A 21,244-nucleotide genomic window follows, 5' to 3' on the forward strand; every position below is an offset into this window, starting at 1 on the left:
GCGGACATCCTCAGACGCTCATCCGGTAGCCCACCGCCCAGACGGTGGTCAGGTGACGCGGCTTGGTGGGGTCGTCCTCGATCTTCTCGCGCAGCCGGCGCACGTGGACGGTGACCGTCGAGAGGTCGCCGAAGTCCCAGCGCCACACCTCTTTGAGCAGCTGCTCCCGGCTGAACACGTGATTCGGATGCTTGAGGAAGAACGCGAGGAGGTCGAACTCCCGGGCGGTCAGGGTGAGCTCGCGTTCCGCCTTGGCGACCGTGCGGTTCGACGGATCGATGGAGAAGTCGCCGAGGCGGAACGGCGCCTCCGGGGTGAGCGCTCCGACGCTCCGGCGGAGGATGGACTGCGCGCGCAGCACCAGCTCGCGCGGCGAGAAGGGCTTGGCGAGGTAGTCGTCCGCTCCGGCCTCCAAACCCTGGATGCGGTCGTCGGTGGACCCCAGGGCGGTGAGGAGGATGATCGGCACAGGCCGTCGGCTGCGGAGCCGACGAGCGACCTCGAGCCCGTCGATTCCGGGCAGCATGCGGTCGAGCACCACCAGGTCCGGCGGCGTGCGCTCGGCGAGGTCGAGCGCGCGGAAGCCGTCGACGGCCTCGTCGACGATGAGGCCCGCGGAGCGGAGATAGCCGCTGGCGACCTCCCGCACGGTGGGGTCGTCCTCCACCACGAGCACGCGGCGGTCGCGCAGGTCGCGCGCCGCGGCTTCCGACAGCGGGGTGGTCATGCGCTCAGCATAGGTCGGCGGGCTGCGGGTCGGGACGGATCACGGGGACGCGGGGGCGACCGTCCGTGTTTCGTAAGATTCTGACCGGCCGGGCGGAGGCGGCGCTGCATAGCGTCGAATCGTGATCGAACCCATCGACGTCGTGTTCCCGTGTCTGAACGAGGAGGAGGCTCTGCCGGCCCTGCTGGCGGCCCTGCCCCCGCGCTACCGCGCCATCGTGGTCGACAACGGGTCGACGGATGCCACCGCCGAGGTCGCGCGCCGGGGCGGAGCGCGCGTCGTGGACGAGCCGCGGCGCGGCTACGGCGCCGCGGTGAAGGCCGGCCTCGAAGCGGCCACCTCCGAACTGGTGGTGGTGTGCGACGGCGACGGAACCATCGACCCTCGTCAGTTCGACGCTGTGGTCCGGCCGGTCGACTCCCGTGCGGCCGATCTGACGATCGGACGCCGGCGGCCGACGAGCCGCTCGGCCTGGCCGTTCGCCGCGCGCGTCGCGAACCGGGTGCTCGCACGGCTGATCCGCTCGCGCACCGGCGCCCCCCTCTACGATCTCGGCCCTGTGCGGGCGGCTTACCGGGTGCCCCTGCTGGAACTGGGCGTCACGGATCGGCGCAGCGGCTACCCGGTGGAACTGGTGCTGCGCGCGCACCGGCAGGGATGGCGTCTTCAGCAGGTCACCGTGGACTACCTCCCACGCGTCGGGAGATCCAAGGTGACCGGCTCGGTCCGCGGCTACCTGACGGCGGTGCGGGATGTGCGTCGGCAGCTGGCGGAGTCGGCGCGATGACCGCCGTCGTCGTGATCGCGAAAGAGTGCGTGCCGGGCAGGGTCAAGACCCGGCTGCAGCCCGACTTCACGGCTGAGGAGGCGGCGACCATCGCCGCCGCTGCCCTGGCCGACACCCTCGAGGTCGCCGCGGCGCTGCCGGCCTCCCGCCGCATCCTGTACTTCGACGGCGACGCCCTGCCGCCGGAGGCCGCCGGCTGGGAGGTGATCCCGCAGTCCGGCGGTGGGCTCGACGAGCGCATCGCCGCGCTGTTCGACACGATCGACGAACCGCTGCTGCTGCTCGGGATGGACACGCCGCACGTCGACCCGGCGGTCCTCGCCGGGGTGTTCGCCGGCGACCCCGAGGTCGATGCCTGGTTCGGCCCGGCGACCGACGGCGGCTTCTGGGCTCTGGCGATGCGGAGGCCGGACGGCGCTCTGATCCGCGGCGTGCCGATGTCGACGGACCGGACGGGAGCCCACCAGTTCGAGCGGCTGCGCGCCGCCGGGTTGCGCGTCCGGCTCCTTCCACCGCTCACCGACATCGACACCGCGGCGGACGTGCCGATCGCCGCACGACGGTCGCCGGCGGTCGCGCGTGTGCTGACTGCTCTGCGCCCGAGCGGGGTGGACGCGTGAGCGCGGCCCTGGAACCGGCGACCGAGCTCCCGTCGGCCTGGGAGACTCCGGCCGACTTCGGCGGGGGCGGCGCCGAACCCTACGATCTCGCTCTCCGTGCGGGCGGCGGACTCCTGACCGTCGTCAGCGACGGCGTCGACGATGACGCGGCTCCCCTGGACGTCTCCGCCTACCTCGCTCCCGCGACTCCAGAGGAACGCCGAGTGCTCGCCCTGACGTCCGGGCCCGTACTCGACGTCGGATGCGGCCCCGCCCGGATGGTCCGGGCGGCCATCGAGTCGGGCAGACTCGCGCTGGGGATCGACATCTCGGCGGTGGCGGTCGGGCACGCACGGGCCAGGGGGCTGCCGGTGCTGCGCCGATCCGTCTTCGAGACGCTCCCTGCGGAGGGGACCTGGGGAGCGGTCCTGCTCCTGGACGGGAACATCGGCATCGGAGGGGACCCCGCCGCTCTGCTCGCCCGCGCTTCCGAGCTGCTGCGCCCCGGCGGGCGGATGCTCGTGGAGACCCACGCGGACGTGGACCGCAGCGCGCGCTTCGCGGCGCAGCTCGTGCATCCCGTCGGCGCCCGAAGCGGGTGGTTCCCGTGGGCCGAGGTGGGGGAGCGAGCCGCCACCCGCCTGCTCGACCAGCTCGGCATGCAGACCGCGACCGTCAGGAGCGGCGGCCGGATCTTCGTGCTCGCCACACGATGACGCCCGACGCGATCGCGACGGCGAGCGCGATCGCGATCCACAGCACGGCGAGCCGGAGGCCGTAGTCGCCGGGCAGCACGGTCGCGTTACGCGGCCCTCGAGCCTGGGCGATCAGTTCGGGCACGACCATCGCGGTGAGCAGGGCGCCGACCGCGAAGCCGGCCTCGACGACCGCCACCACGGCCGTCGGCAGACGGCGGGACGCGCGCCGAAGCAGGAGATCGACTACCGTGACGACCGGAACCAGCACGGCGTCGTGAAGCACCACGGCGGCGGCGAGCCAGAGCACCAGTCCGGCGATCTGGACGGGCTCCAGGTCCAGGACGAGGAACACCCCGCCGACGCCGATCAGGGCCGCTCCCAGCGCGCCGATGGCCGCACGCGTCCGCATCATCCCGGCATCACCTCGATCGAACTCAGCCATTTGGTCTGCAGGACGCCGGGACGGCCCGGCGCGATCACCCGCGCCGGGTAGCCGTGGTCGAGATCGAGGGTCCGCCCGTTCAGCGACAGGGCCACGAGCGTGCTCGGGTCCTCCGCGAACTCGGGCCCCATCGTCGTCATGCGATAGGCGCCGCGCGGTTGCAGGCTGGTGACCAGGACGGTGGATGCGGCGGGCGCGCCGACAAGCGCGAGCAGGTCGCGCATCCGCACACCCTCCCACTGCGCCGTCGTGCTCCAGCCCTCGACGCAGGCGATCGGCAGGGTGGCGCGCGCGTGCGGCAGACCGCTGAGCCGGGTGCGGTCGAGCACCTCGGTGCGGTCGCCGCGACGGACGGTCAGGGTCCAGTCCGCGGCTTGGGCCGCATCCACCACTCCCGCTGCCTTCGCCGTGGTGTTCACGGGCACCTGCTGCGGGCCGTAACCCTGGACGCGCGGTGCGAAGGCGTTCAACGGCGCCAGCCATCCGAACGACTGACCGGCGGTGAGGCCGACCGCCGCGATGCCGGTGGCGGCGATCGTGCCGAGAAGCGCGCGGCGCGTGACCCTCTGCGGCTCAGTCATCGGTGACGCTCCGGTCGGTCGCCGTGCTGCGGCGGCGCCAGAAGCGGACGATCATCGGCAGCTTCACGGCGATATGGATCGCCAGCGAACCGACGATCACCCAGGCCAGGGCGTAATGCGTCTGCCGGAAGGGGAACGGCCACGGGTACCACTGGTACGTGTTGACCAGCCCGATCGCCGGTTCGAGCAGGGCGCTCGAGACCAGCAGGGCGATGGATGCGCGCTCCAGCAGCTCCCGCGCCGACCGCACCGGCGGCCACAGGAACAACCGCGGGTAGACGGTCCACAGCTTGCCGAGCAGGAGCGGGAAGATCGCGATGCCGACGGAGACGTGCAGCCCCTGGGTGAAGGCGTAGACACCCGGCCAGGTCGGGAACCGCATCCCCGGCAGCGGCTCCTGCAGCAGGTGGCTGTAGAGGCCGGTGAGGAAGCAGACCAGGAACGCGGTGGCGAGGAGGCGGCCGATCACGACCGTCGTCCGCGCGCTGCGGGCGGGTGCGGCGAGCACGCCGCGGGCGCCGGCCATCCGCACCGCGAGGGCGCTCGAGACACGTTCGGTGACGGACATGATCCGATTCTGATCGGCGGCCTGAGGCTGCACGCCCGGCAAATCTTACGATCCCCGAACGGGACGCCCGATCGCGCTGTGCGGCACCGCCGGGCCGGTCACACTCGACAGCGTGAAGATCGCCATCGTCTCCGTGCTGCTCGCTGCCCTGGCGGCCGTCACCGCGCTGTCGACGGCGACCCTCGGCGGGTTCGCGCCCGGGGCGAAGCTCGCGTTGGGAGTGACGGCGGGGGCGGCCTGGCTGATTGCGGCGGCGGCGTTCCTCGTGCTCCTCCGCATCCGGGGACGCGCGGCGCTCGTGCTCGTGCTCGCCGGGTCGGCGGCGCTCGGCTGCGCGGCGCTGGCCGGGCCGCCCAACCTCAGCACCGACTCCGCACGCTACGCGTGGGACGGCATCGTGCAGGATGCGGGGCTCTCCCCCTACGCGCATGTGCCGGCCGCCGATTCGCTCGACCGGTACCGCGTCGCCTGGCTGTTCCCTGAGCCTGTGCGGGGAACGGACGGCGCGCTGCACTGCGAGGGGCTCCGCATCCAGCAGACGACGTCGGTGCCGGACGGCGGCGTGCTCTGCACCGCGCTCAACCGGCCGCAGGTGCCGACGATCTACCCGCCCGCGGCGGAGGCGTACTTCGCGGCTGTGCGCTCGGTGGTACCGGTCGGCGCCGAGTACGCGCCGCTTCAGGTGGGCGGGTTGCTGCTCAGCCTCGGAACGACGGTGCTGCTGATGTGGGGGATGCGCGCTCGCGGCCTCGATGCCCGCTGGGCCGCCCTGTGGGGCTGGTCGCCGTTCGTCGCTTCGGAGGCCGTGACCAATTCGCACGTGGATGCGCTCGGCGTGCTCTTCATCGTCGCCGCGACCTTCGCCGCGACATCGGCCGGCTCGCCGGCCGCCTGGTCGGTTCGGCGCCTCGGCCCGGACGGGAGCCGACGTCGTGCGGCGCTCGCCGGGGTGTTGATCGGGCTGGCCGCCGCGGCCAAGTTCGTCCCGGCGATCGCCGCACCGGCTCTTGCGCGCCGCCGACCGATCACCACGACGCTGGCTGCCGCGGCCACCTTCACCGTCAGCTACATCCCCTATGTCGCCGTCATGGGCTGGGCGGTCATCGGGTACCTCCCCGGCTACTTGGACGAGGAGGGTTACGACAGCGGCTCGCGGTTCGCGCTGCTGTCTCCGTTCCTTCCGGGCCTGTGGGCGACGGGTGCGGCGGCGCTGCTCATCCTGGCCGCGCTTTTCCTCGCCTGGCGTATGTCGGATCCCCGTGCGCCGTGGCATGCGCAAACGGTGTCCGTCGGCGCTGTGCTGCTGATCACGAGCCCGAGCTACCCCTGGTACGCGCTCGTGCTCATCCCGTTCATCGCCCTGAGCAAGCGGTGGGAGTGGCTGGTCGTACCGATCGCGCTGACCCTGCGGACCCTGGTGGCGGGTCATCCGGCCGGGACGCTCGTGGTGGCGGCGGCCGCAGCGGTGGTCGCGACGGCCACCGTGGTGCGCTGGCGCCGTGCTCGCGCCGAGCGTCGCATCCCCAACCCCGCGCGTACGACCCGGACCGAGATCTCGAACCCCGCCGAACGCGCGCCCGCATCGACCGCCCCTGCCCGAGAGGAGACATCATGACCGAAGCCGACATCGCCGTGATCGGAGGCTCCGGCCTCTACCGGCTGTTCGACGCCGACGCCGACGTGGAGACCGTCGTCGTGGAGACCCCCTACGGGCCGTCGTCCGGACCGATCCGCATCGGCGAGGCCGCTGGACGCCGTGTCGCTTTCCTGGCGCGGCACGGCGAGGACCACGCGCTCGCGCCGCACCGCATCCCCTATCGTGCGAACATCTGGGCACTGGCCGTGCTCGGTGTCCGCGCGGTCGTCACCTCGTCCGCGGTGGGCGGGCTGTCCGACCGCGCGCGGCCCGGCCGGTTCGTCGTCCCGGACCAGCTGATCGACCGGACGGCGGGGCGTCCCGACTCGTTCTTCGATCAGGATGACGTGCAGCACCTCGCGGCGGCCGACCCGTTCGACCCGCTGCTCCGGGCGGCGGCGGTGAATGCGCTCGCGAGTCTCGGCGAGGATGCGATCCCGGAGGGGACCTCGGTCGTCATCCAGGGCCCGCGCTTCTCGACACGGGCGGAGTCGGCCTGGTTCCGGGCGGCGGGCGCCGACATCGTCAACATGACGCAGTATCCCGAAGCCGTGCTCGCGGCGGAGCTCGGCCTGGGTCTCGTCACCATCGCGTTCGTCACCGACACGGATGCGGGCACCGCCGCCGGGGAGACCGCCGACGCGGCCGATGCCGCACTGGTGCTCGAGCGGATGGCGCAGGCGGAGCCGCGCATCCGAGCCGCGATCGCGGCGACCATCGGCGCGGTGCCCGACGGCTACCGGCCGCGCGCCCTCATCCCCGCGGAGGCGATCCGCCGCGTGCTGTCGGCACCGGTGGCGGTCGGAGGCGTCCGGTGACGCACCTGCTCGTGACAGGAGGGCTGGGGTTCATCGGGTCGCACGTGGTGGAGTCCGCGCTCGCTCGCGGCTGGCGGGTGACCGTCGTCGACTCCCTGCGACCGGACGTGCACGCGAGCGCCGACATCCCCGACTGGTTCCTCGCCCTGAGCGGCGACACGGACCTGCTCGTGTGCGACGCCGGCGCGGTTCCGCCGACACTGCTGCGCTCGGTGGATGCCGTGTGTCACCAGGCGGCGAAGGTGGGGCTCGGCGTGGACTTCGCCGACGCCCCGGATTACGTCGACTCCAACGTCGGCGTCACGGCGCGGCTGCTCGCGTCGATGGCCGAGGCGGGGACGACCCGGCTCGTGCTGGCGTCCTCGATGGTCGTCTACGGCGAGGGGCTGTACCAGGACGGGGACCGCGTGGTTCAGCCGCCCGCGCGAGCGGTCGACGACCTCCGTGCCGGCCGGTTCGATCCGCTGGACCGGGCCGGGCGGCCGCTGCGGCCCGTGCTGATCGGCGAAGACCACCCGACGGAGCCCCGCAACGTGTATGCGCTGAGCAAGCTGGCCCAGGAGCACCTCATCCGCTCCTGGGCTCGGTCGACCGGCGGGCGTGCTGTCGCCCTGCGCTATCACAACGTGTTCGGCGCGCGGATGCCGATCGGCACGCCGTACGCGGGGGTCGCCTCCCTGTTCCGCTCGCGGCTGGAGGAGGGTCGTGCGCCGCTGGTCTTCGAGGACGGCCGCCAGCGCCGCGACTTCGTGGACGTGCGGGATGTGGCCGAGGCGAACATCCGTGCTGTCGAAGCTCTGGCCGCGCGACCGGACGGCGATGTGCGCGCCTACAACGTCGGCAGCGGCGTGGTCCGCACGATCGGGGAGTTCGCCCGCACGCTCGCGGAGGCGATGGCGGGTCCGGCTCCCGTCGTCACCGGTGAGTTCCGGCTCGGGGATGTGCGCCACATCACGGCTTCGTCCGACCGCATCGCCGCAGAGCTCGGCTGGCGTGCGCGGCAGCCATGGCCGGATGCGGTGCGAGCGTTCGCGTCGGCGCCGATGCGGCCACGCGCCGGGGCTTCCGTCTGAGTGCGGGTACGCGTCTTGACGTGTCGTGACGCCGAGTGCTTGATTGGTCGGACCTGGCGAGGAGGCCACCATGGGGCGCACGATCTGCGACATGTCCGTCTCGCTCGACGGCTACGTCACCGGCCCGAACGACAGCCGCGAGAATCCCTTCGGCGACGGAGCGGACGGCCTGCACGCCTGGTTGCGGCCGACGGCCTCGGACGAGGACCGCGCTCTGCTGCAGAGCGTCATCGGCAGCGTCGGCGCCATCATCATGGGGCGGACGTCGTTCGAGAAGAACGAGGGCGACGGGGGATGGGGCGACGCCGGCCCGATGGGCGAGGTGCCGGTCTTCGTGCTCACGCACCACCCGCCGGACCGGCCGTATCCCGCGGTGTTCACGTTCGTCTCCGACGGCGTTCCCGACGCCGTCCGGCAGGCCCGGCAGGTCGCGGGCGACAAAGACGTGCACCTCTTCGGCGCCACCGTGATGCAGCAGGCACTCCCCCTCGGCCTCGTCGACGAACTGCACCTCCATGTGATGCCGATGCTCCTCGGCGGCGGCACCCCGCTCTTCGGGTCGCTCGACGCGGCGATCGCGCTGGAGCGCGTCGGGGCGCAGTTCACCCCGGCGGCGACGCACCTGCAGTACCGCGTGGTCCGTTAGCGCCGCGTCAGAACTCCACCGGATCGCGGATGATCGGGCACGTCATGCAGTGGCCGCCCCCGCGTCCCCGGCCGAGCTCCGCTCCGACGATCGGGATGACCTCGACACCCGCGTCGCGCAGGAGCGCGTTGGTGGCCGTGTTCCGGTCGTACGCGTAGACCACGCCCGGGCGCAGGGCGACGGCGTTGTTGCCGCTGTCCCACTGCTGGCGTTCTGATTCGTAGTTGTCGCCTGCGGTCTCGATGACGTGCAGCCGGGGAAGGCCGAGCGCCTCTGCGACGACGTCCACGAAGACGCGGTCGCCGTGGTCGATCACCCGGAGTCCGGGGGCGGCGTCTTCCGGGACGAGGGTGAACGTGTGAACGGCATCCATGATCTTCGGGTAAAGGGTGACGATGTCGCGGTCCGCGAAGGTGAACACGGTGTCCAGGTGCATGGCCGCGCGGAGCTTCGGCATCCCGGCGACGATGACCTGGGTCGCGGCGCCCTGCGCGAAGAGTGCTGCGGCCGCCTGCGTGATCGCGTGCCGCGACGTCCGCTCGCTCATCCCGATCAGGACGACGCCGTTGCCGACCGGCATGACGTCGCCGCCTTCGAGGGTCGCCTGACCCCAGTCCGCCTCCGGGTCGCCCCACCAGACGGTGGCGTCGCGGAAGTCCGGGTGGAAGCCGTAGACGGCCTTCATGAGCAGCGTCTCGTCGTGACGGGCCGGCCAGTACAGGGGGTTGAGCGTCACTCCGCCGTAGATCCAGCAGGTGGTGTCGCGGGTGTACAGCGTGTTCGGCAGGGGAGGCATCAGGTACTCGCGGACGCCGGTGGACTCCCGGGCGAGGGCGACGTAGTCGGTCCGGTAGTCGTCGGGAAGGTCGGAGGTGGCCAGTCCGCCGATCAGGTAGCGGGCGAGTTCGGAGGGAGCGAGCGAGTCGAGGTACGCGCGCGTCCCCTCGATGAGGCCGAGACCGACCTCGCCCGCGACGATCTTGCGATCGAGCAGCCAGGACTTCGCGTCCGGGTCGCTGACCGTCTCGGCGAGGAGGTCGTGGAGTTCCACCACGTCGACGTCGTTCGAGCGCAGGTCGGCGACGAATGCGGCGTGATCCCGGATGGCGTTGTCCACCCACATCACGTCGTCGAAGAGGAGGTCGTCGGCGTTGCTCGGCGTCAGCCGGTGGTGGGCGAGCCCGGGCGAGCAGACGAGCACCTTCCGCAGCCGGCCGACCTCGGAATGGACGCCGTAGGTGGGCGCTGGGGATGAATCCGTCATCGTTCCTCCTTGGATGAGACCTCAGATGCTGATCCAGCCGGCGGCGAGGGCGACGATGCCGGTAATCGCGCCGATGACCGCGACGGCCAGGATGATCAGCTCCCGACCGGTGAAGACGCGTCGCCCCTGCTCGCGGCGCGCCATGACGAACAGCACCGTCGCCGGCGCGTAGATGATGAACGAGAGCAGCACGAAGGTAACGCCCGCCGCGAAGATGAGGTACGCCGTGTAGAGGGTCGCGAGGACGGCGATGGTCGTCTCGCGCCCCCAGCCGCGCGGGGCGTCGCCGTACGTCTCCCTCGTGATGACCAGCTTCATCGCGTAGCAGGCGACCAGGAAGAAGGGGATGAGCGTCAACGCGCTGGTGAGATCGAGCGCCAGGTTGAAGGCGTCGTGCGAGAAGTAGGTGATCACCAGGATCACCTGCACGAAGATCGCCGTCATCAACAGGGCGGGGACCGGCACGTCGGCCGCGTTCGAGCGCGACAGGAAGCGCGGCATGTCGTTGTCCTTGGCGGCGACGAACAGCACCTCCGCCGCCATGAGCGACCAGGCCAGGTAGGCGCCCAGCACCGAGACGACGAGTCCGATGCTCACGAACCAGGCGCCCCACGGCCCCACGGCGGCGGCCAGCACGCCGGCCATCGACGGCTGCCGCAGCTGCGCGATCTCGCCCATCGGCAGCACGCCGTACGACACGAGGGTCACCGACGCGAAGGTGGCGAAGACGCTGAGGAACCCGAGGATCGTCGCCTTGCCGACGTCGGCGCGCCGCTTCGCGTGACGGGAGTAGACGCTCGCCCCCTCCACGCCGAGGAAGACGAAGACGGTCACCAGCATGGTGCCGGTCACCTGGTCGAACAGCGACCCGGCGTAGTCGGCCCCTCCCCAGTTCTCGGCGAACACCTGCGGTTTGAGCACGAAGAGGCAGAGCAGGATGAAGACGACGATCGGAACGAGCTTCGCCACGGTCACGATGCGGTTGATGACCGCCGCTTCCTTGATGCCGCGGCGGATGAGGAAGAAGAACCCCCATAACCCGAGAGACGAGATCCCGATCGCGAGGAGGGTGTCGCCGTCACCCAGCGCGGGGGCGACCGCGCCGATGGTCGACATGATGAAGACCCAGTAAAAGACGAGTCCCATCCCGGCGCTCGCCCAATAACCGATCGCGGAGAAGAAGCCGAGGAACTGGCCGAACCCGGCTTTCGCGTACGCGTACACGCCGGCGTCGAGCTCGGGTTTCCGGTTGGCGAGCATCTGGAAGACGAACGCGAGCATCAGCATCCCGACGCCCGCGATCGACCACGCGATCAACGAGCCGGCGACCCCGGTCTCCTGGGCGAACCGGCGCGGGAGCGAGAACACGCCCGCTCCGACCATCGACCCGACGACCATCCCGGTCATCGTCAACATGGACAGCTTCGCGGCGGGTGCGGCCTCCCGCGGTGCTGTCTCGTCTGTTCTCGTCACCGACCCTCCCCAGGGGTGCGCTGCGTCGTCCAGCGGGGAGGTGAGCACGTTCCCCGCCACACGGTTCGACGCGCACATTCAACTCGCCGGGCCGCCGGCTGGCAAGGACCGAAATCGGGAGGGGCCCGTGCGGGCGCTACGGGAAGCGCGTCAGGATGAAAACGACCGCGTAGTAGAGGAAGCCGACCGTCCCGATGATCATGCCGGCGATCGCGAGCCCGCGGCCACGGGCGGTCCCCTGCCGGGCGGCGCGGAAACCGCGCGCGGAGATGACGGCGCCAAGGGCTCCGATGAAGCCGAAGACGAACAGGCTGACGCAGGAGATGACGAAGCCCCAGATCGCCGGCTTACTGAAGGGCAGCCGTTCGGGCGCAGGGACCGCCGGTAGCGCGCCCGGGAAGTGCGGGGGCAGCGTCGGCTCAGCGTCACGCGACGTGCCGTCGGGCGGGAACGACGGGGTGTCGTCGGTCATGGGCGACAAATCCTTCTCGTGATGGCGCCCCGGGGGACGCGTACTCGGTGGTGTGAGCCTGACAGGCGTGGACAGCGTAGCCACGCGGCGCTTCGCCCGTGTCTTTCCGCTCGGATCGGCGTCTGCGGATGCTCTCAGCGAGTCGCCGGATGGGCGGGTCGGCCATTGCGTTCGCCCGGCGCATCCGACAGCGTGTCACTGTGGTGCGGGGGATGCGGCGAAAGATCCTGGTGGCCGGGGCCGCGCTCGCCGCGATCGGCGGTCTGGCGACGGGATGCACTGCAGCGCCCGCGCACGATCGGCCCACGCACGCTGCGCATCCCGCCTCGAACGCGCATCCGACTCCGACTCCGACCCGGACCGCTGACACGTCGCTCGCGGACGAGTACCAGTACCTCCCTCCCGCGGGAACGGTGATGGGCACGGGCAGGTTCGACGATGTCGAGGGACATGCCACGGGTGACGTGACGGTCAGCGTCGCATCCGATCTGCGGTTCCAGGTCGTGCTCAGCGGGTTCAGCACGACCGCACAGGGAGCGACCGTCGCGCTCAGTGTCGACCGGTTCGGGGCGACGGCCGGAGCGCCGACCGTGCCGGCGCACGACGACCCCGTCGGGGTGCTCGAGGTGACCAGCGGCGACCAGGTCTTGCCGTTCGATTCGAGCGGGCGGACAGACCGTGGCGACCTGTCGTACTTCCACAGCGTGGAGCTGGTCACCGACGGCACGGTCGAGGCGGCCGCGCCGATCACCTGGACCATTCCCGGCTTCTACCCCGGGCTCACCGTGACCGACTCGGGCCCCCGGCCATATGCGCGTGGAACCGTGACGTCGTACGAGGGACAACCCGCCAGGTACATCGTCTGGGGCAACGACAACTCCCAGGCGGTCGCCGACCGCTTCGGGCTCACGCTCGATCAGCTGTTCTACCTCAACCCGCAGCTGCGCCGCGGCGACACGACGCTGTTTCGGGACACGCAGCTGAACCTCAGCGTCGCGTATCGCTAGCGCGTGCGCTCCACGTCAGCGAATGCCACGCTTGATCCGCCGTGAGGGCGGTTTCGCCCCCGCAGTTGGTGCACCGGTTGATGTATCGGGTCGAGATCGGGAACAGCGGGAGGAAGAACAGCGTGAAGCGGTTCGAGCGCTTGACGACGTTCTGGGGCGCGTCGACGCCGCAGTAGCCGCACACGAACCGGACCACGTTGATGATCGTCTCGTGCACGCTAGAACCGAATATCAGGAGCATGCGCTGGGCCTTCCTCTGGACAGCTCCCCCATCTAGCAGCGCGGTTCCCGGGCGGGGTAAGCCCTTGACCCGGCCGAATCCGCCCGCGAAAGTCTGCGCCGAGTGCTGGTCCGGTGTCATGATTCGGTCGTGGTGGACGAATTGATCGATGTGGAGTTGTCCGATCGGGAGCGCACCCTCCTGGTACGTGGGCTCGGGGAGTGGGGCGGTCCTGCCCGAAGCGGCGAGCCGATGGCCGTGGCCCTCGGATTCGAGAGTGCCGAGTCTCTGCGCCGCGAAGGGCGTCGGCTCGCCGAGGCGATAGCGGGTCGGATCCCCCTCACTCGCCTGGACTGGACCCGCGCGCTGTTGGCGACCGAGGTCGTCTTCGCAAGCGATGTCGTCGGGTCGGGCGTCGACTGGGCGACGACAACAGGACTCACGGATGTCGACACGATCCAGACGTTGAGACTCATCCAGCGGACGTTGGCCGGGGTGGTGATCCGACCGCGATGAGGAGGCGGCCGCGTGAGGTACGCGGCCGCCTCCCGCGGCTCAGGCCTCCCGGGTCTTCGGCGACCGCGTCGCGGTGTGCGACGGGTCGCGCTCGACCGCTCCGCCGAGCACCTCGTCGATGCGGGCGAGCAGTTCGGCGGGGATCGTCACGCCGGAGGCCTTGACGTTCTCGACGACCTGCTCCGGGCGGGAGGCGCCGATGATCGCCGTGGCCACGTTGTCGTTCTGCAGCACCCAGGCGACCGCGAGCTGCGCCGGCGTGAGGTCGAGCTCCTGCGCGATCGGGGTGAGCTCCTGCACGCGGGTCAGCACGTCATCGGTCAGCCAGCGCTTGACCGCACCAGCGCCGCCCTTCTCGTCGGTGGCGCGACTGCCCTTGGGCAGCGGCGCACCCGGACGGTACTTGCCGCTCAGCACGCCCTGTGCGACGGGCGACCAGACGACCTGCGAGATGCCGAGCTCCTTGGAGGTCGGCACGACCTCCGCCTCGATGACCCGCCACAGTGCCGAGTACTCCGGCTGGTTCGAGATGAGCTGGATGTTCAGCTCCTTCGCCAGCGCGTGCCCGGCCCGCAGCTGCTCGGCCGTCCACTCGCTGACACCGATGTAGAGCGCCTTGCCCGCGCGGACGACGTCGGCGAACGCCTGCATCGTCTCCTCGAGCGGTGTCTCGACGTCGTAGCGGTGAGCCTGGTAGAGGTCCACGTAATCCGTCTGGAGGCGCTGCAGAGACCCGTCGATCGACTCGAGGATGTGCTTGCGCGAGAGCCCGACGTCGTTGTGGCCCTTCGGGCCGGTCGGGCCGAACACCTTGGTGAAGATCTCCAGCGACTGGCGGCGCTCGCCCTTGAGGGCCTCGCCGAGGACGGTCTCGGCCATCGTGTTGGCGTAGACGTCGGCCGTGTCGAAGGTCGAGATGCCGGAGTCGAGGGCGGCGCGCACGCAGGCGGCGGCCGTGTCGTTCTCCACCTGCGAGCCGTGGGTCAACCAGTTTCCGTAGGTGATCTCGGAGATCTTGAAGCCGGAGTTTCCCAGGTATCTGAACTGCACTGTCGTTCCTTTCGCACCGCTGAAGCGTGGTCATCGCGATGCTAGGCCGCATCCGTTCTGCGAATCCAACAGGAGAATCTTCTCGGATTGAGTCCGCCGGTCGATGAATGCCCGAGTGACGCCCGTCAGTGCCGCACGATCGCCCGGGCGCCCGCGTCGTGCGGGAGGCGGAACGCGCCGACCAGCGGAAGCACGAGCAGCGCCGCCGCGAGCGCGAACGCCCAGTGGTAGCCGGGTAGCGGTGACCCCGTCACACCCTCCGACACCGCCGTCGATGCGCGCACGAACACCGCAACGACCGCGAGGCCGAGCGCCACCGCGACCTGCTGCAACGCGGACGCCAGGGTGTTCGCGTTCGTGGTCTCCTCCGGCTCGATGTCGGCGAACTGGAGCGTGTTGTACGCACTGAACCCGACCGAGCGGAACACCCCGCTCACGATCAGCAGCAGGATCAGCACGGGAACCGGGGCGTCGGGACCGATCGCCACGAAGGCGAGGAGCACCAGCATCCCGAGCCCGTTCGACCAGATGAGGATGCGGCGGAAGCCGAACCGCCGGATCAACGGCGTCGTGAAGGGCTTGATGCCGAGGTTGCCGACGAAGACGGCGATGACCATGAGCCCGGCGACGGTCGCGCTCCAGCCATAGGCGAGCTGGAACAGGAGGGTGAACAGGAACGGCGCTCCCGTGATGATCATCCGGTACACGCCGCCGCTGAGGTTGCCGGCGCGGAAGGTGGTCCGCCGCAGCACACTCCAGTCGAAGAGGGTATCCGTGCGCTGTCGAGACGCGACGATGTTCGCCCACACGACACCGGCGGAGCCGACGATCGCCACGGCGCCCACGATCTCCAGGGCGGGATCGTCGGCGCTGAGCGCTTCCGCCCCGGCGGTCAGCAGGATGAGGGCGAACGCGATCGCCAGGTACCCGCGCACATCGAACGGTGTTCCCCGCTGCGGCTCGGAGTGTGGGATGAGGCGCAGCCCGGCGACGACGGCCGCGATCCCGAGGGGCACGTTGATGAGGAAGATCCAGCGCCAGCCGACGGTGTCGGTGAGGATGCCGCCCAGCGCGGGTGCGATCACGGGCGCGATCAGCGCGGGCCAGGTGAGGTAGGCGATCGCATCCAGGAGGTCGCGCGGTTCCGTCCCGCTCAGGACGGCCAGCCGCCCGACCGGGACCATGAGCGCGCCGCCGATCCCCTGCAGGACGCGGGCGAGCGTCAGCAAGGTCAGGGTCGGCGCGAAGGCGCAGAGCACCGACGCGACCGTGAAGACGACGATCGCGGTGAGCAGCACCGGCCGGATCCCGATACGCAGGGAGAGCCATCCGGTGGCCGGGATGCCCGCGGCGACCGCGAGCAGGTAGGCGACCATCGCGATGCTCAGCTCGGCGGGGGCGACCCCGAACTCGCGCGCCATCGTGGGCGCGGCCGTCTGGATGATCGTGCCGTCCAGGTTCTCCATGAAGAACGTGGCGGCGACGAGGAGTGCGAGTCCGCGATGGAAGGAGGCCGACGGTCTGGTCATCGGCACTCATCCTCGCAGCACCGGGCGCCCGCTACACGACGCGGTCGTTTCCGCCGTCGACCGAGAGGTGGGCTCCGGTCGTCGCCGTGAGTCCGGCGACGAACGCGAGCACCGCCTCCGCGACGGTCGCGCTCGTGACCTCGACGCCGAGGAGGTTGCGGGTGCGGTACTCGTCGACGGTCAGGCCGTAGCGGGCCGCGCGGTCGGCGAGCAGCTCCGGTGTCCAGATCGCGGTGTCGAAGACGCCGTCGGGCTCGACCTGGTTGACGCGGATGCCGTCGGCAGCCCACTCGAGCGCGGCGACGCGCGCAAGCTGCGCGGCGGCCGCCTTGCTCGCCGAATAGGCGGCGGCACCGGGTCCGGGTGCTGCGACGTTCTTCGTGGAGACCAGCACGACGCGGCCGCCGCGGGGGGCGAGGGCGAGGAGGGGATGCGCGGCGCGCAGAGCGCGGGCGACGGCCGTCGTGTTGACCCGCAGCGAGCGCTCCCAGACGTCGTCGCCGAACTCCGAGAGGGGTTCGGCCGACGGGAAGATGCCGGCAGCGACGACTACGATGTCCAGTCCTCCGAACTCGCGCGCGGCCGACTCGATGGCGCGGTCGATCACCGTGGCGTCCGAAACGTCGCCGACGACGCCCCGCCACGCGGGTCCCGCGAAGGCGTCGACGACGCCCGGGCTGAGGTCCACACCGACTACGGAGGCGCCCTGGGCGAGCAGCGCGGCAGCGGTGGCCTTGCCGATCCCGGAAGCCGCGCCGGTCACCAGGGCGACCTCGCCGTCCAGCGGTCGGCCGGAGGCGCCGGAACGCAGGCGTGCCTGCTCCAGCTCCCAGTACTCGATGTCGAAGGTGTGCGCCTCGTCGAGAGAGCGGTAGCCGCCCTGGCGGTCGGCCGCCTCGACGATGTCCATGGTGTGCAGGGCGATGTCGTGGACGGCGTCGGCCGCGGCCCGCGACGTGCCGGCGGTCAGCAGGCCGAGTTCGTGGTCAAGGATGACGCGGGGAGCCGGATCGATCGGCTCCAGACCGCCGGGCACGCGGTCCCGGTGCGCGTCGACGTACGCGCGGTACGCGGAGGCGTAGCGGTCGACATCCCGGCCGATGAGCGGCACGCGCTTGGTGCGGATCACGTGCTCGGGCGTCGCCGTGCCGCGGCCGGTCACCTCCGCGACGTCCGGACGCTGCGCGTAGCGGCGCGCCCGCGAGGACGCGGACTGGCGCACGACCAGAGCGCGGCCGGCCGTGCGCGACACGTCGCGGCGCAGCTCCGCCAGCTCACGAGCCGATCCCGTGCGTTCCGCAGCGGGCCCTTCGTCTCCCCATGCGGGGTCGCCGAACGAGGTGGACGCGCGGTCCACCAGCTCGCGGTGCCGCCGGAGCGCCTCGTCGGGATCATCGGCGAAGGTGAACAGCCCGTGGTTGGCGAGGACGAGAGCATCCACTCCGTCCAGGGGAGCCTCGGCGACCGCGCGCGCCAGCGGGAACCCGGGCATCACATAGGGGATCACGTGGACGCCGTCGCCCAGCACCTCCGCCGCGTGGCGGACGCCGTCGGGCTGGTCGGTGAGCGCGACGATCGCGTCGGCGTGCGAGTGCAGCACGACGCGGGCCGGGAGGTGGGCGTGAAGCAGGGCCTCGATGGATGCGGTCGGAGCCGACGCGTCGAGGGATGCCTGCCGGACCTCGTTGACCATCCGGCTGTCGCTCAGCTCGTCGAGGGCGAGCAGGCGCAGCAGCCGCTCCCGCCGCAGCGGCGCGAATCCCGCCGGTTGGATGCTGCCGAGGTCCCAGCCGCTGCCCTTCACGAGCACGAGCTCCACGTCGTCACCCGTGATGTCGCGGCCGACGGCCTTGATCGAGGTGTTCCCGCCACCGTGAAGCACGAGGGTCGGGTCGGCGCCGAGCGCTCGGGAGACGCGCGTGATATCGGCGAGAGCGGCATCCACATCGGTGCCCAGACCGGCGGATCCATGCAGAGGAAGCGTCATCGGGCCACCTCCGTCCAGACGTCGCCCATCACGGCGAGCGTGCGGTCGAAGCGCTCGGCCTGCACGCGGTAGAGGTCGCGGTCCTCGCCGGGTGAGACCACGAGCGCCGGGTCCGGGTCGACGCGCCAGCACGCGGTGTCGACGCCGACCCCCGCCGCGGCGAGGGAGGCGACGCCGCGCGCGCCCAGCTCTGTGCCGAGCTGGCGGCGCACCGGGTGATCGATGATGTCGGCGAACATCTGCGCCCAGAACGGGTTCTTCGCGCCGCCGCCGGCGAGTGTCCACGGTTCGGACGAGACGGTCGCGCCGCTGACCCGCACCTTGTCGAGCTGGACGCGATGGTACTGGGTGATGCCTTCCGCGACGGCGCGGGCGATCTCACGGTAACCGTGCTTGTCCTTCACGCCGAGCAGCGTGCCGGAGGCGCCGAGATGCTCGGGAGCGCCGTGCACGAACGGCAGGAAGAGCAGTCCCTCCGCTCCGGCCGGAACCGTCGAGGCGGCGTGCAGCAGATCGCGCGGGCTCACCGCATCCACGGCGACGGAGGACATGAGCGACGAGAACCACTCGACGCTCGCGGCCGAGGTGGGGGCCACCTCCTGCGCGAGCATGTAGCGCGGGTCGGGGAGGAGGGCGTTGAGGGTCACGCGCGGCGGCTCGGAGTCGGCGGGAACGACGACCGAGTTGATCGCCCAGGTGCCCACGATCACCGTGACGTCGCCGGGCGCGGTCGATCCGGCGCCGATCGGGCTGGCGATGCAGTCCATGCACCCGGCGACGACAGGGGTGCCCTCGGGCAGTCCGGTGAGGGATGCGGCCGGGCCGGTGACGCGCCCGACGACCTCGTCGGAACGGGACAGCGGAGGTAGCAGGGACATCAGCTCGCTCGGGAGGCCGAGCAGGCCGAACACCCCCGGCTCGTACGTCCGCTCGGCGAGGTCGACCAGACCGCAGGCGGAGGCGTCCGAGAAGTCGGCGCTCGCCGTCGCAGTGAGGCAGGCGACGATCCAGTCCTTGCAGCTGAGCGCCCAGCGGGCGCGGTCGAGCGTCTCCGGCTCGTTCTCCTGCAGCCAGCGCAGCAGCACGGCGGGCTGCCCGGCCCATGGGACGGAACCGGTGACGCCGCGCACCCGCTCGACTTCCGCCGGGTCCAGCGACGCGACGATGCGCTCACTGCGGCTGTCGGTGGAGGCGAAGGCCGGGCGGACGGGACGCAACGCGTCGTCCACGAGGTACAGCCCGTTGCCGTGCCCGGTCGCGCCGATGCCGCGGACGGTCCAGCCCTCGGCGGTCAGCCAGGCGGTCAGCTCCGTGAGCACACCGGCGACGACCTCCCACAGGGCCGTCATGTCGATCTCCTGCCGGTCGGCGGCGACCGCGACGCGCGGGTTCGCCGCCGAGACCGTGCGCAGTTCGCGCCCGCTCTCGTCGAAGGCGGCGGCCTTGGCGGCGGTGAGGCCGACGTCGATCCCGATCAGGCAGTGCTTCATTCCGTGCTTCCTCGCATGGTTCCGGCCTCGCGCTCAGCGGTCAGGGCGCGCGGTTTGAAGCGTCGCATCGCCGCGCGGTAGTGGTCAAGTTCGCTCTCGGCCCGCTCTTCGCTCCAGCCGGCGTGGGCGACGAGCACGGCGGCGATGGCGGGAGCGGCGGCCAGGCCGACATCCCGGTTGAGGGCGACGGCCATGCGCCGGACGACGACGTCCTCGAGGGTGAGGGCGCCCTCCTCGTGCACCGCATGCACGGCCTCGGCGGCGATGGCGCCGGTGTCCGGGTCGACGATCTCGGCCAGTGCCGGCGTCTCGACCGCCAGGCGCTCGATGTCGGCCGCGACGGTGCCGTAGGTCTCCACCAGGCGCTGGGCGGTCCGCGCGGGCAGGGTGCTCCGCCGGAGGTAGTCCGCCCGGAACTCCTGCCAGTCGCCGTCCGGGGCGCCAGGGAGCCGTGCATCCCGTGTCGGGGAGGGCCCCGGCCGCCGTCCGAGCTCCCGCTCCAGCCTCCGGACCACGAGCTCGCCGAGCGCGCGGTGCGTGGTGAGCTTGCCTCCGATGATGGTCACGAGGCCCACGTCGGCGCCGGTGTGCACGACGATCTCGTGGTCGCGGCTCACCTTCGACGGGTCGTCCAGCTCGCCGACGTACGGGAGCGGCCGGACGCCGGAGTACGACCACAGCACGTCCTCCGGGGTGAGCCCGGCCCGCGGGATGAGGTCGTTGACGGCGCCGAGGAGGTACGCGGTCTCGTCGTCGTCCATGGCGATGTCGTCGATCGAACCGTCGTACGGGAGGTCCGTCGTGCCGATCATGTACTTGTCCTCCCACGGCAGCACGAACATCGGCCGGGCGTCGTCAGGCGACTCGAAGAAGATGCAGGTCTCGGGCGCGCCGGGGAAGGTATCCACGATCAGGTGGCTGCCCTTGGTCGGGCCGATCCGCCGGTCGTGGGCCCCGGCGAGGTCGAGCACCCGGTCGACCCAGGGACCCGCGGCGTTGATGGTGACCCGGGCGGGCACCGTCCGGGTCTCGCCGGTCTCGCGGTCGCGGTACCGGAGGCCGGTGATCCGGCCGCCGGTCCGCACCAGCGACTCCACGCGGGAGTGGGTGGACACGATCGCGCCGTGACGCTGCGCATCCACCGCCAGCTCGACGGCGAGGCGCTCGGTGACCGGCACGTTCGCGTCGTGGAACAGGCCGCCCCACCGCAGGCCCGCGGCCGCGAGGGCCGGCCAGTCGCGCTGCAGCCGCTTGCGGAACACGACGCGGTTGAGGGGGAGCGGCTTGCCCAGCGACAGCACGTCGTGCAGCATCAGGCCGCAGGCGAGCAGCCAGCCGGGCCGGCTCTGCTGCTTCGAGAACGGGATGAGCATCGGGTACGGGTGCACCAGGTGCGGGGCCTTCGCGAGCAGGATGTTGCGCTCGCGGATGGATTCGTAGACGAGGTTGAGCTCGAACCGCTCCAGGTACTTCAGGCCGCCGTGGATGAGGCGGGTGGAGATCGCGGAGGTCCGGGCGGCGAGGTCGTCCTGGTCGAAGAGTGCGACGGTCAGGCCCCGCGCGGCGGCCTCTCGCGCGACCGCCAGCCCGTTGATGCCAGCACCGATCACGGCGACGTCGACGGCCGGGATCTCGGGGGTGTACGTGGTGAGCGCGGCCAT

The 21,244-nt window shown here is 71.3% G+C and carries 22 protein-coding genes; 9 read left to right on the forward strand and 13 right to left on the reverse strand.

Going from position 1 to position 21,244, the window contains the following annotated elements; genetic code table 11:
- Positions 1-10 precede the first annotated feature (10 nt).
- Positions 11-727 (reverse strand): response regulator transcription factor, encoded by a 717-nt coding sequence (locus tag BLR91_RS19505; RefSeq protein ID WP_089878734.1) that lies wholly within the window; start codon positions 725-727, stop codon positions 11-13.
- 121 nt (positions 728-848) lie between these two features.
- Between BLR91_RS19505 and BLR91_RS19510 the strand changes: the two genes are divergently transcribed.
- The 3 genes from BLR91_RS19510 to BLR91_RS19520 are packed head-to-tail and all read left to right on the forward strand — an operon-like array spanning position 849 to position 2,829.
- Positions 849-1,514, forward strand: a complete 666-nt coding sequence (locus tag BLR91_RS19510; RefSeq protein WP_089878731.1) for a glycosyltransferase family 2 protein — start codon at positions 849-851, stop codon at positions 1,512-1,514.
- The gene (locus tag BLR91_RS19515) at positions 1,511-2,134 is read left to right on the forward strand and encodes a TIGR04282 family arsenosugar biosynthesis glycosyltransferase (protein ID WP_089878728.1); all 624 of its coding nucleotides are present in this window, start codon (positions 1,511-1,513) and stop codon (positions 2,132-2,134) included. Before BLR91_RS19510 ends, BLR91_RS19515 begins: the two co-directional genes overlap by 4 nt.
- Positions 2,131-2,829 carry a class I SAM-dependent methyltransferase gene (locus BLR91_RS19520; protein WP_089878725.1) on the forward strand — a complete coding sequence of 233 codons (699 nt, stop codon included), beginning with the start codon at positions 2,131-2,133 and terminating at the stop codon, positions 2,827-2,829. The genes BLR91_RS19515 and BLR91_RS19520 overlap by 4 nt, the downstream gene beginning before the upstream one ends.
- Here BLR91_RS19520 and BLR91_RS19525 read toward each other — a convergent pair.
- The 3 genes from BLR91_RS19525 to BLR91_RS20380 are packed head-to-tail and all read right to left on the reverse strand — an operon-like array spanning position 2,789 to position 4,402.
- Positions 2,789-3,223 carry a hypothetical protein gene (locus BLR91_RS19525; RefSeq protein ID WP_089878722.1) on the reverse strand — a complete coding sequence of 145 codons (435 nt, stop codon included), beginning with the start codon at positions 3,221-3,223 and terminating at the stop codon, positions 2,789-2,791. The genes BLR91_RS19520 and BLR91_RS19525 overlap by 41 nt on opposite strands.
- The gene (locus BLR91_RS20375; RefSeq protein WP_231918753.1) at positions 3,220-3,834 is read right to left on the reverse strand and encodes a molybdopterin-dependent oxidoreductase; all 615 of its coding nucleotides are present in this window, start codon (positions 3,832-3,834) and stop codon (positions 3,220-3,222) included. The genes BLR91_RS19525 and BLR91_RS20375 overlap by 4 nt, the downstream gene beginning before the upstream one ends.
- The gene (locus tag BLR91_RS20380; RefSeq protein WP_231918754.1) at positions 3,827-4,402 is read right to left on the reverse strand and encodes a hypothetical protein; all 576 of its coding nucleotides are present in this window, start codon (positions 4,400-4,402) and stop codon (positions 3,827-3,829) included. Before BLR91_RS20380 ends, BLR91_RS20375 begins: the two co-directional genes overlap by 8 nt.
- A gap of 112 nt (positions 4,403-4,514) precedes the next feature.
- Here BLR91_RS20380 and BLR91_RS19535 point away from each other — a divergent pair, with 112 nt between their 5' ends.
- The 4 genes from BLR91_RS19535 to BLR91_RS19550 all read left to right on the forward strand — a co-directional run bounded on the left by BLR91_RS19535 (position 4,515) and on the right by BLR91_RS19550 (position 8,575).
- The gene (locus BLR91_RS19535; protein ID WP_089878720.1) at positions 4,515-6,017 is read left to right on the forward strand and encodes a glycosyltransferase 87 family protein; all 1,503 of its coding nucleotides are present in this window, start codon (positions 4,515-4,517) and stop codon (positions 6,015-6,017) included.
- Positions 6,014-6,856 (forward strand): MTAP family purine nucleoside phosphorylase, encoded by an 843-nt coding sequence (locus BLR91_RS19540; RefSeq protein ID WP_089878717.1) that lies wholly within the window; start codon positions 6,014-6,016, stop codon positions 6,854-6,856. Before BLR91_RS19535 ends, BLR91_RS19540 begins: the two co-directional genes overlap by 4 nt.
- The gene (locus BLR91_RS19545) at positions 6,853-7,929 is read left to right on the forward strand and encodes an NAD-dependent epimerase/dehydratase family protein (protein ID WP_089878714.1); all 1,077 of its coding nucleotides are present in this window, start codon (positions 6,853-6,855) and stop codon (positions 7,927-7,929) included. The genes BLR91_RS19540 and BLR91_RS19545 overlap by 4 nt, the downstream gene beginning before the upstream one ends.
- A 70-nt stretch (positions 7,930-7,999) precedes the next feature.
- Positions 8,000-8,575: a dihydrofolate reductase family protein gene (locus BLR91_RS19550; protein ID WP_089878713.1), complete on the forward strand. Its 576-nt coding sequence runs from the start codon at positions 8,000-8,002 to the stop codon at positions 8,573-8,575.
- 7 nt (positions 8,576-8,582) lie between these two features.
- Here the strand turns inward: BLR91_RS19550 and BLR91_RS19555 are convergent, their stop codons facing one another.
- The 3 genes from BLR91_RS19555 to BLR91_RS19565 all read right to left on the reverse strand — a co-directional run bounded on the left by BLR91_RS19555 (position 8,583) and on the right by BLR91_RS19565 (position 11,784).
- Positions 8,583-9,839 (reverse strand): arginine deiminase, encoded by a 1,257-nt coding sequence (locus BLR91_RS19555; RefSeq protein ID WP_089878711.1) that lies wholly within the window; start codon positions 9,837-9,839, stop codon positions 8,583-8,585.
- A 21-nt stretch (positions 9,840-9,860) separates the two neighbouring features.
- Complete coding sequence (locus BLR91_RS19560) at positions 9,861-11,312, reverse strand: basic amino acid/polyamine antiporter (RefSeq protein ID WP_269457343.1); 1,452 nt, start codon at positions 11,310-11,312, stop codon at positions 9,861-9,863.
- Between the two features lie 136 nt (positions 11,313-11,448).
- Entirely contained in the window at positions 11,449-11,784 is a 336-nt protein-coding gene (locus BLR91_RS19565; RefSeq protein WP_089878708.1) for a DUF4190 domain-containing protein, read from the reverse strand.
- A 212-nt stretch (positions 11,785-11,996) separates the two neighbouring features.
- Between BLR91_RS19565 and BLR91_RS19570 the strand changes: the two genes are divergently transcribed.
- Entirely contained in the window at positions 11,997-12,791 is a 795-nt protein-coding gene (locus tag BLR91_RS19570; protein ID WP_089878705.1) for a hypothetical protein, read from the forward strand.
- Here the strand turns inward: BLR91_RS19570 and BLR91_RS20085 are convergent.
- Positions 12,772-13,152 (reverse strand): zinc-ribbon domain-containing protein, encoded by a 381-nt coding sequence (locus tag BLR91_RS20085; RefSeq protein WP_157694705.1) that lies wholly within the window; start codon positions 13,150-13,152, stop codon positions 12,772-12,774. The genes BLR91_RS19570 and BLR91_RS20085 overlap by 20 nt on opposite strands.
- A gap of 111 nt (positions 13,153-13,263) precedes the next feature.
- Here BLR91_RS20085 and BLR91_RS19580 point away from each other — a divergent pair, with 111 nt between their 5' ends.
- Positions 13,264-13,527, forward strand: a complete 264-nt coding sequence (locus BLR91_RS19580; protein ID WP_197674302.1) for a hypothetical protein — start codon at positions 13,264-13,266, stop codon at positions 13,525-13,527.
- 39 nt (positions 13,528-13,566) lie between these two features.
- On the opposite strand, the gene BLR91_RS19585 is transcribed toward BLR91_RS19580, so the two are convergent.
- The 5 genes from BLR91_RS19585 to BLR91_RS19605 all read right to left on the reverse strand — a co-directional run bounded on the left by BLR91_RS19585 (position 13,567) and on the right by BLR91_RS19605 (position 21,244).
- Positions 13,567-14,577, reverse strand: a complete 1,011-nt coding sequence (locus tag BLR91_RS19585; protein ID WP_089878698.1) for an aldo/keto reductase family protein — start codon at positions 14,575-14,577, stop codon at positions 13,567-13,569.
- Between the two features lie 125 nt (positions 14,578-14,702).
- Positions 14,703-16,106, reverse strand: coding sequence for an MFS transporter (locus BLR91_RS19590; RefSeq protein WP_089878696.1), 1,404 nt, complete (start codon positions 16,104-16,106; stop codon positions 14,703-14,705).
- Between the two features lie 31 nt (positions 16,107-16,137).
- A complete protein-coding gene (locus BLR91_RS19595; RefSeq protein WP_089878693.1) occupies positions 16,138-18,093 on the reverse strand; it encodes an SDR family NAD(P)-dependent oxidoreductase in 1,956 nt (651 codons plus the stop codon).
- Entirely contained in the window at positions 18,090-19,583 is a 1,494-nt protein-coding gene (locus BLR91_RS19600) for an FGGY-family carbohydrate kinase (RefSeq protein ID WP_089878690.1), read from the reverse strand. The genes BLR91_RS19595 and BLR91_RS19600 overlap by 4 nt, the downstream gene beginning before the upstream one ends.
- The gene (locus BLR91_RS19605) at positions 19,580-21,244 is read right to left on the reverse strand and encodes a glycerol-3-phosphate dehydrogenase/oxidase (protein WP_089878687.1); all 1,665 of its coding nucleotides are present in this window, start codon (positions 21,242-21,244) and stop codon (positions 19,580-19,582) included. Before BLR91_RS19605 ends, BLR91_RS19600 begins: the two co-directional genes overlap by 4 nt.

It is taken from the genome of Leifsonia sp. 466MF, from assembly GCF_900100265.1.
Lineage (GTDB): Bacteria > Actinomycetota > Actinomycetes > Actinomycetales > Microbacteriaceae > Leifsonia.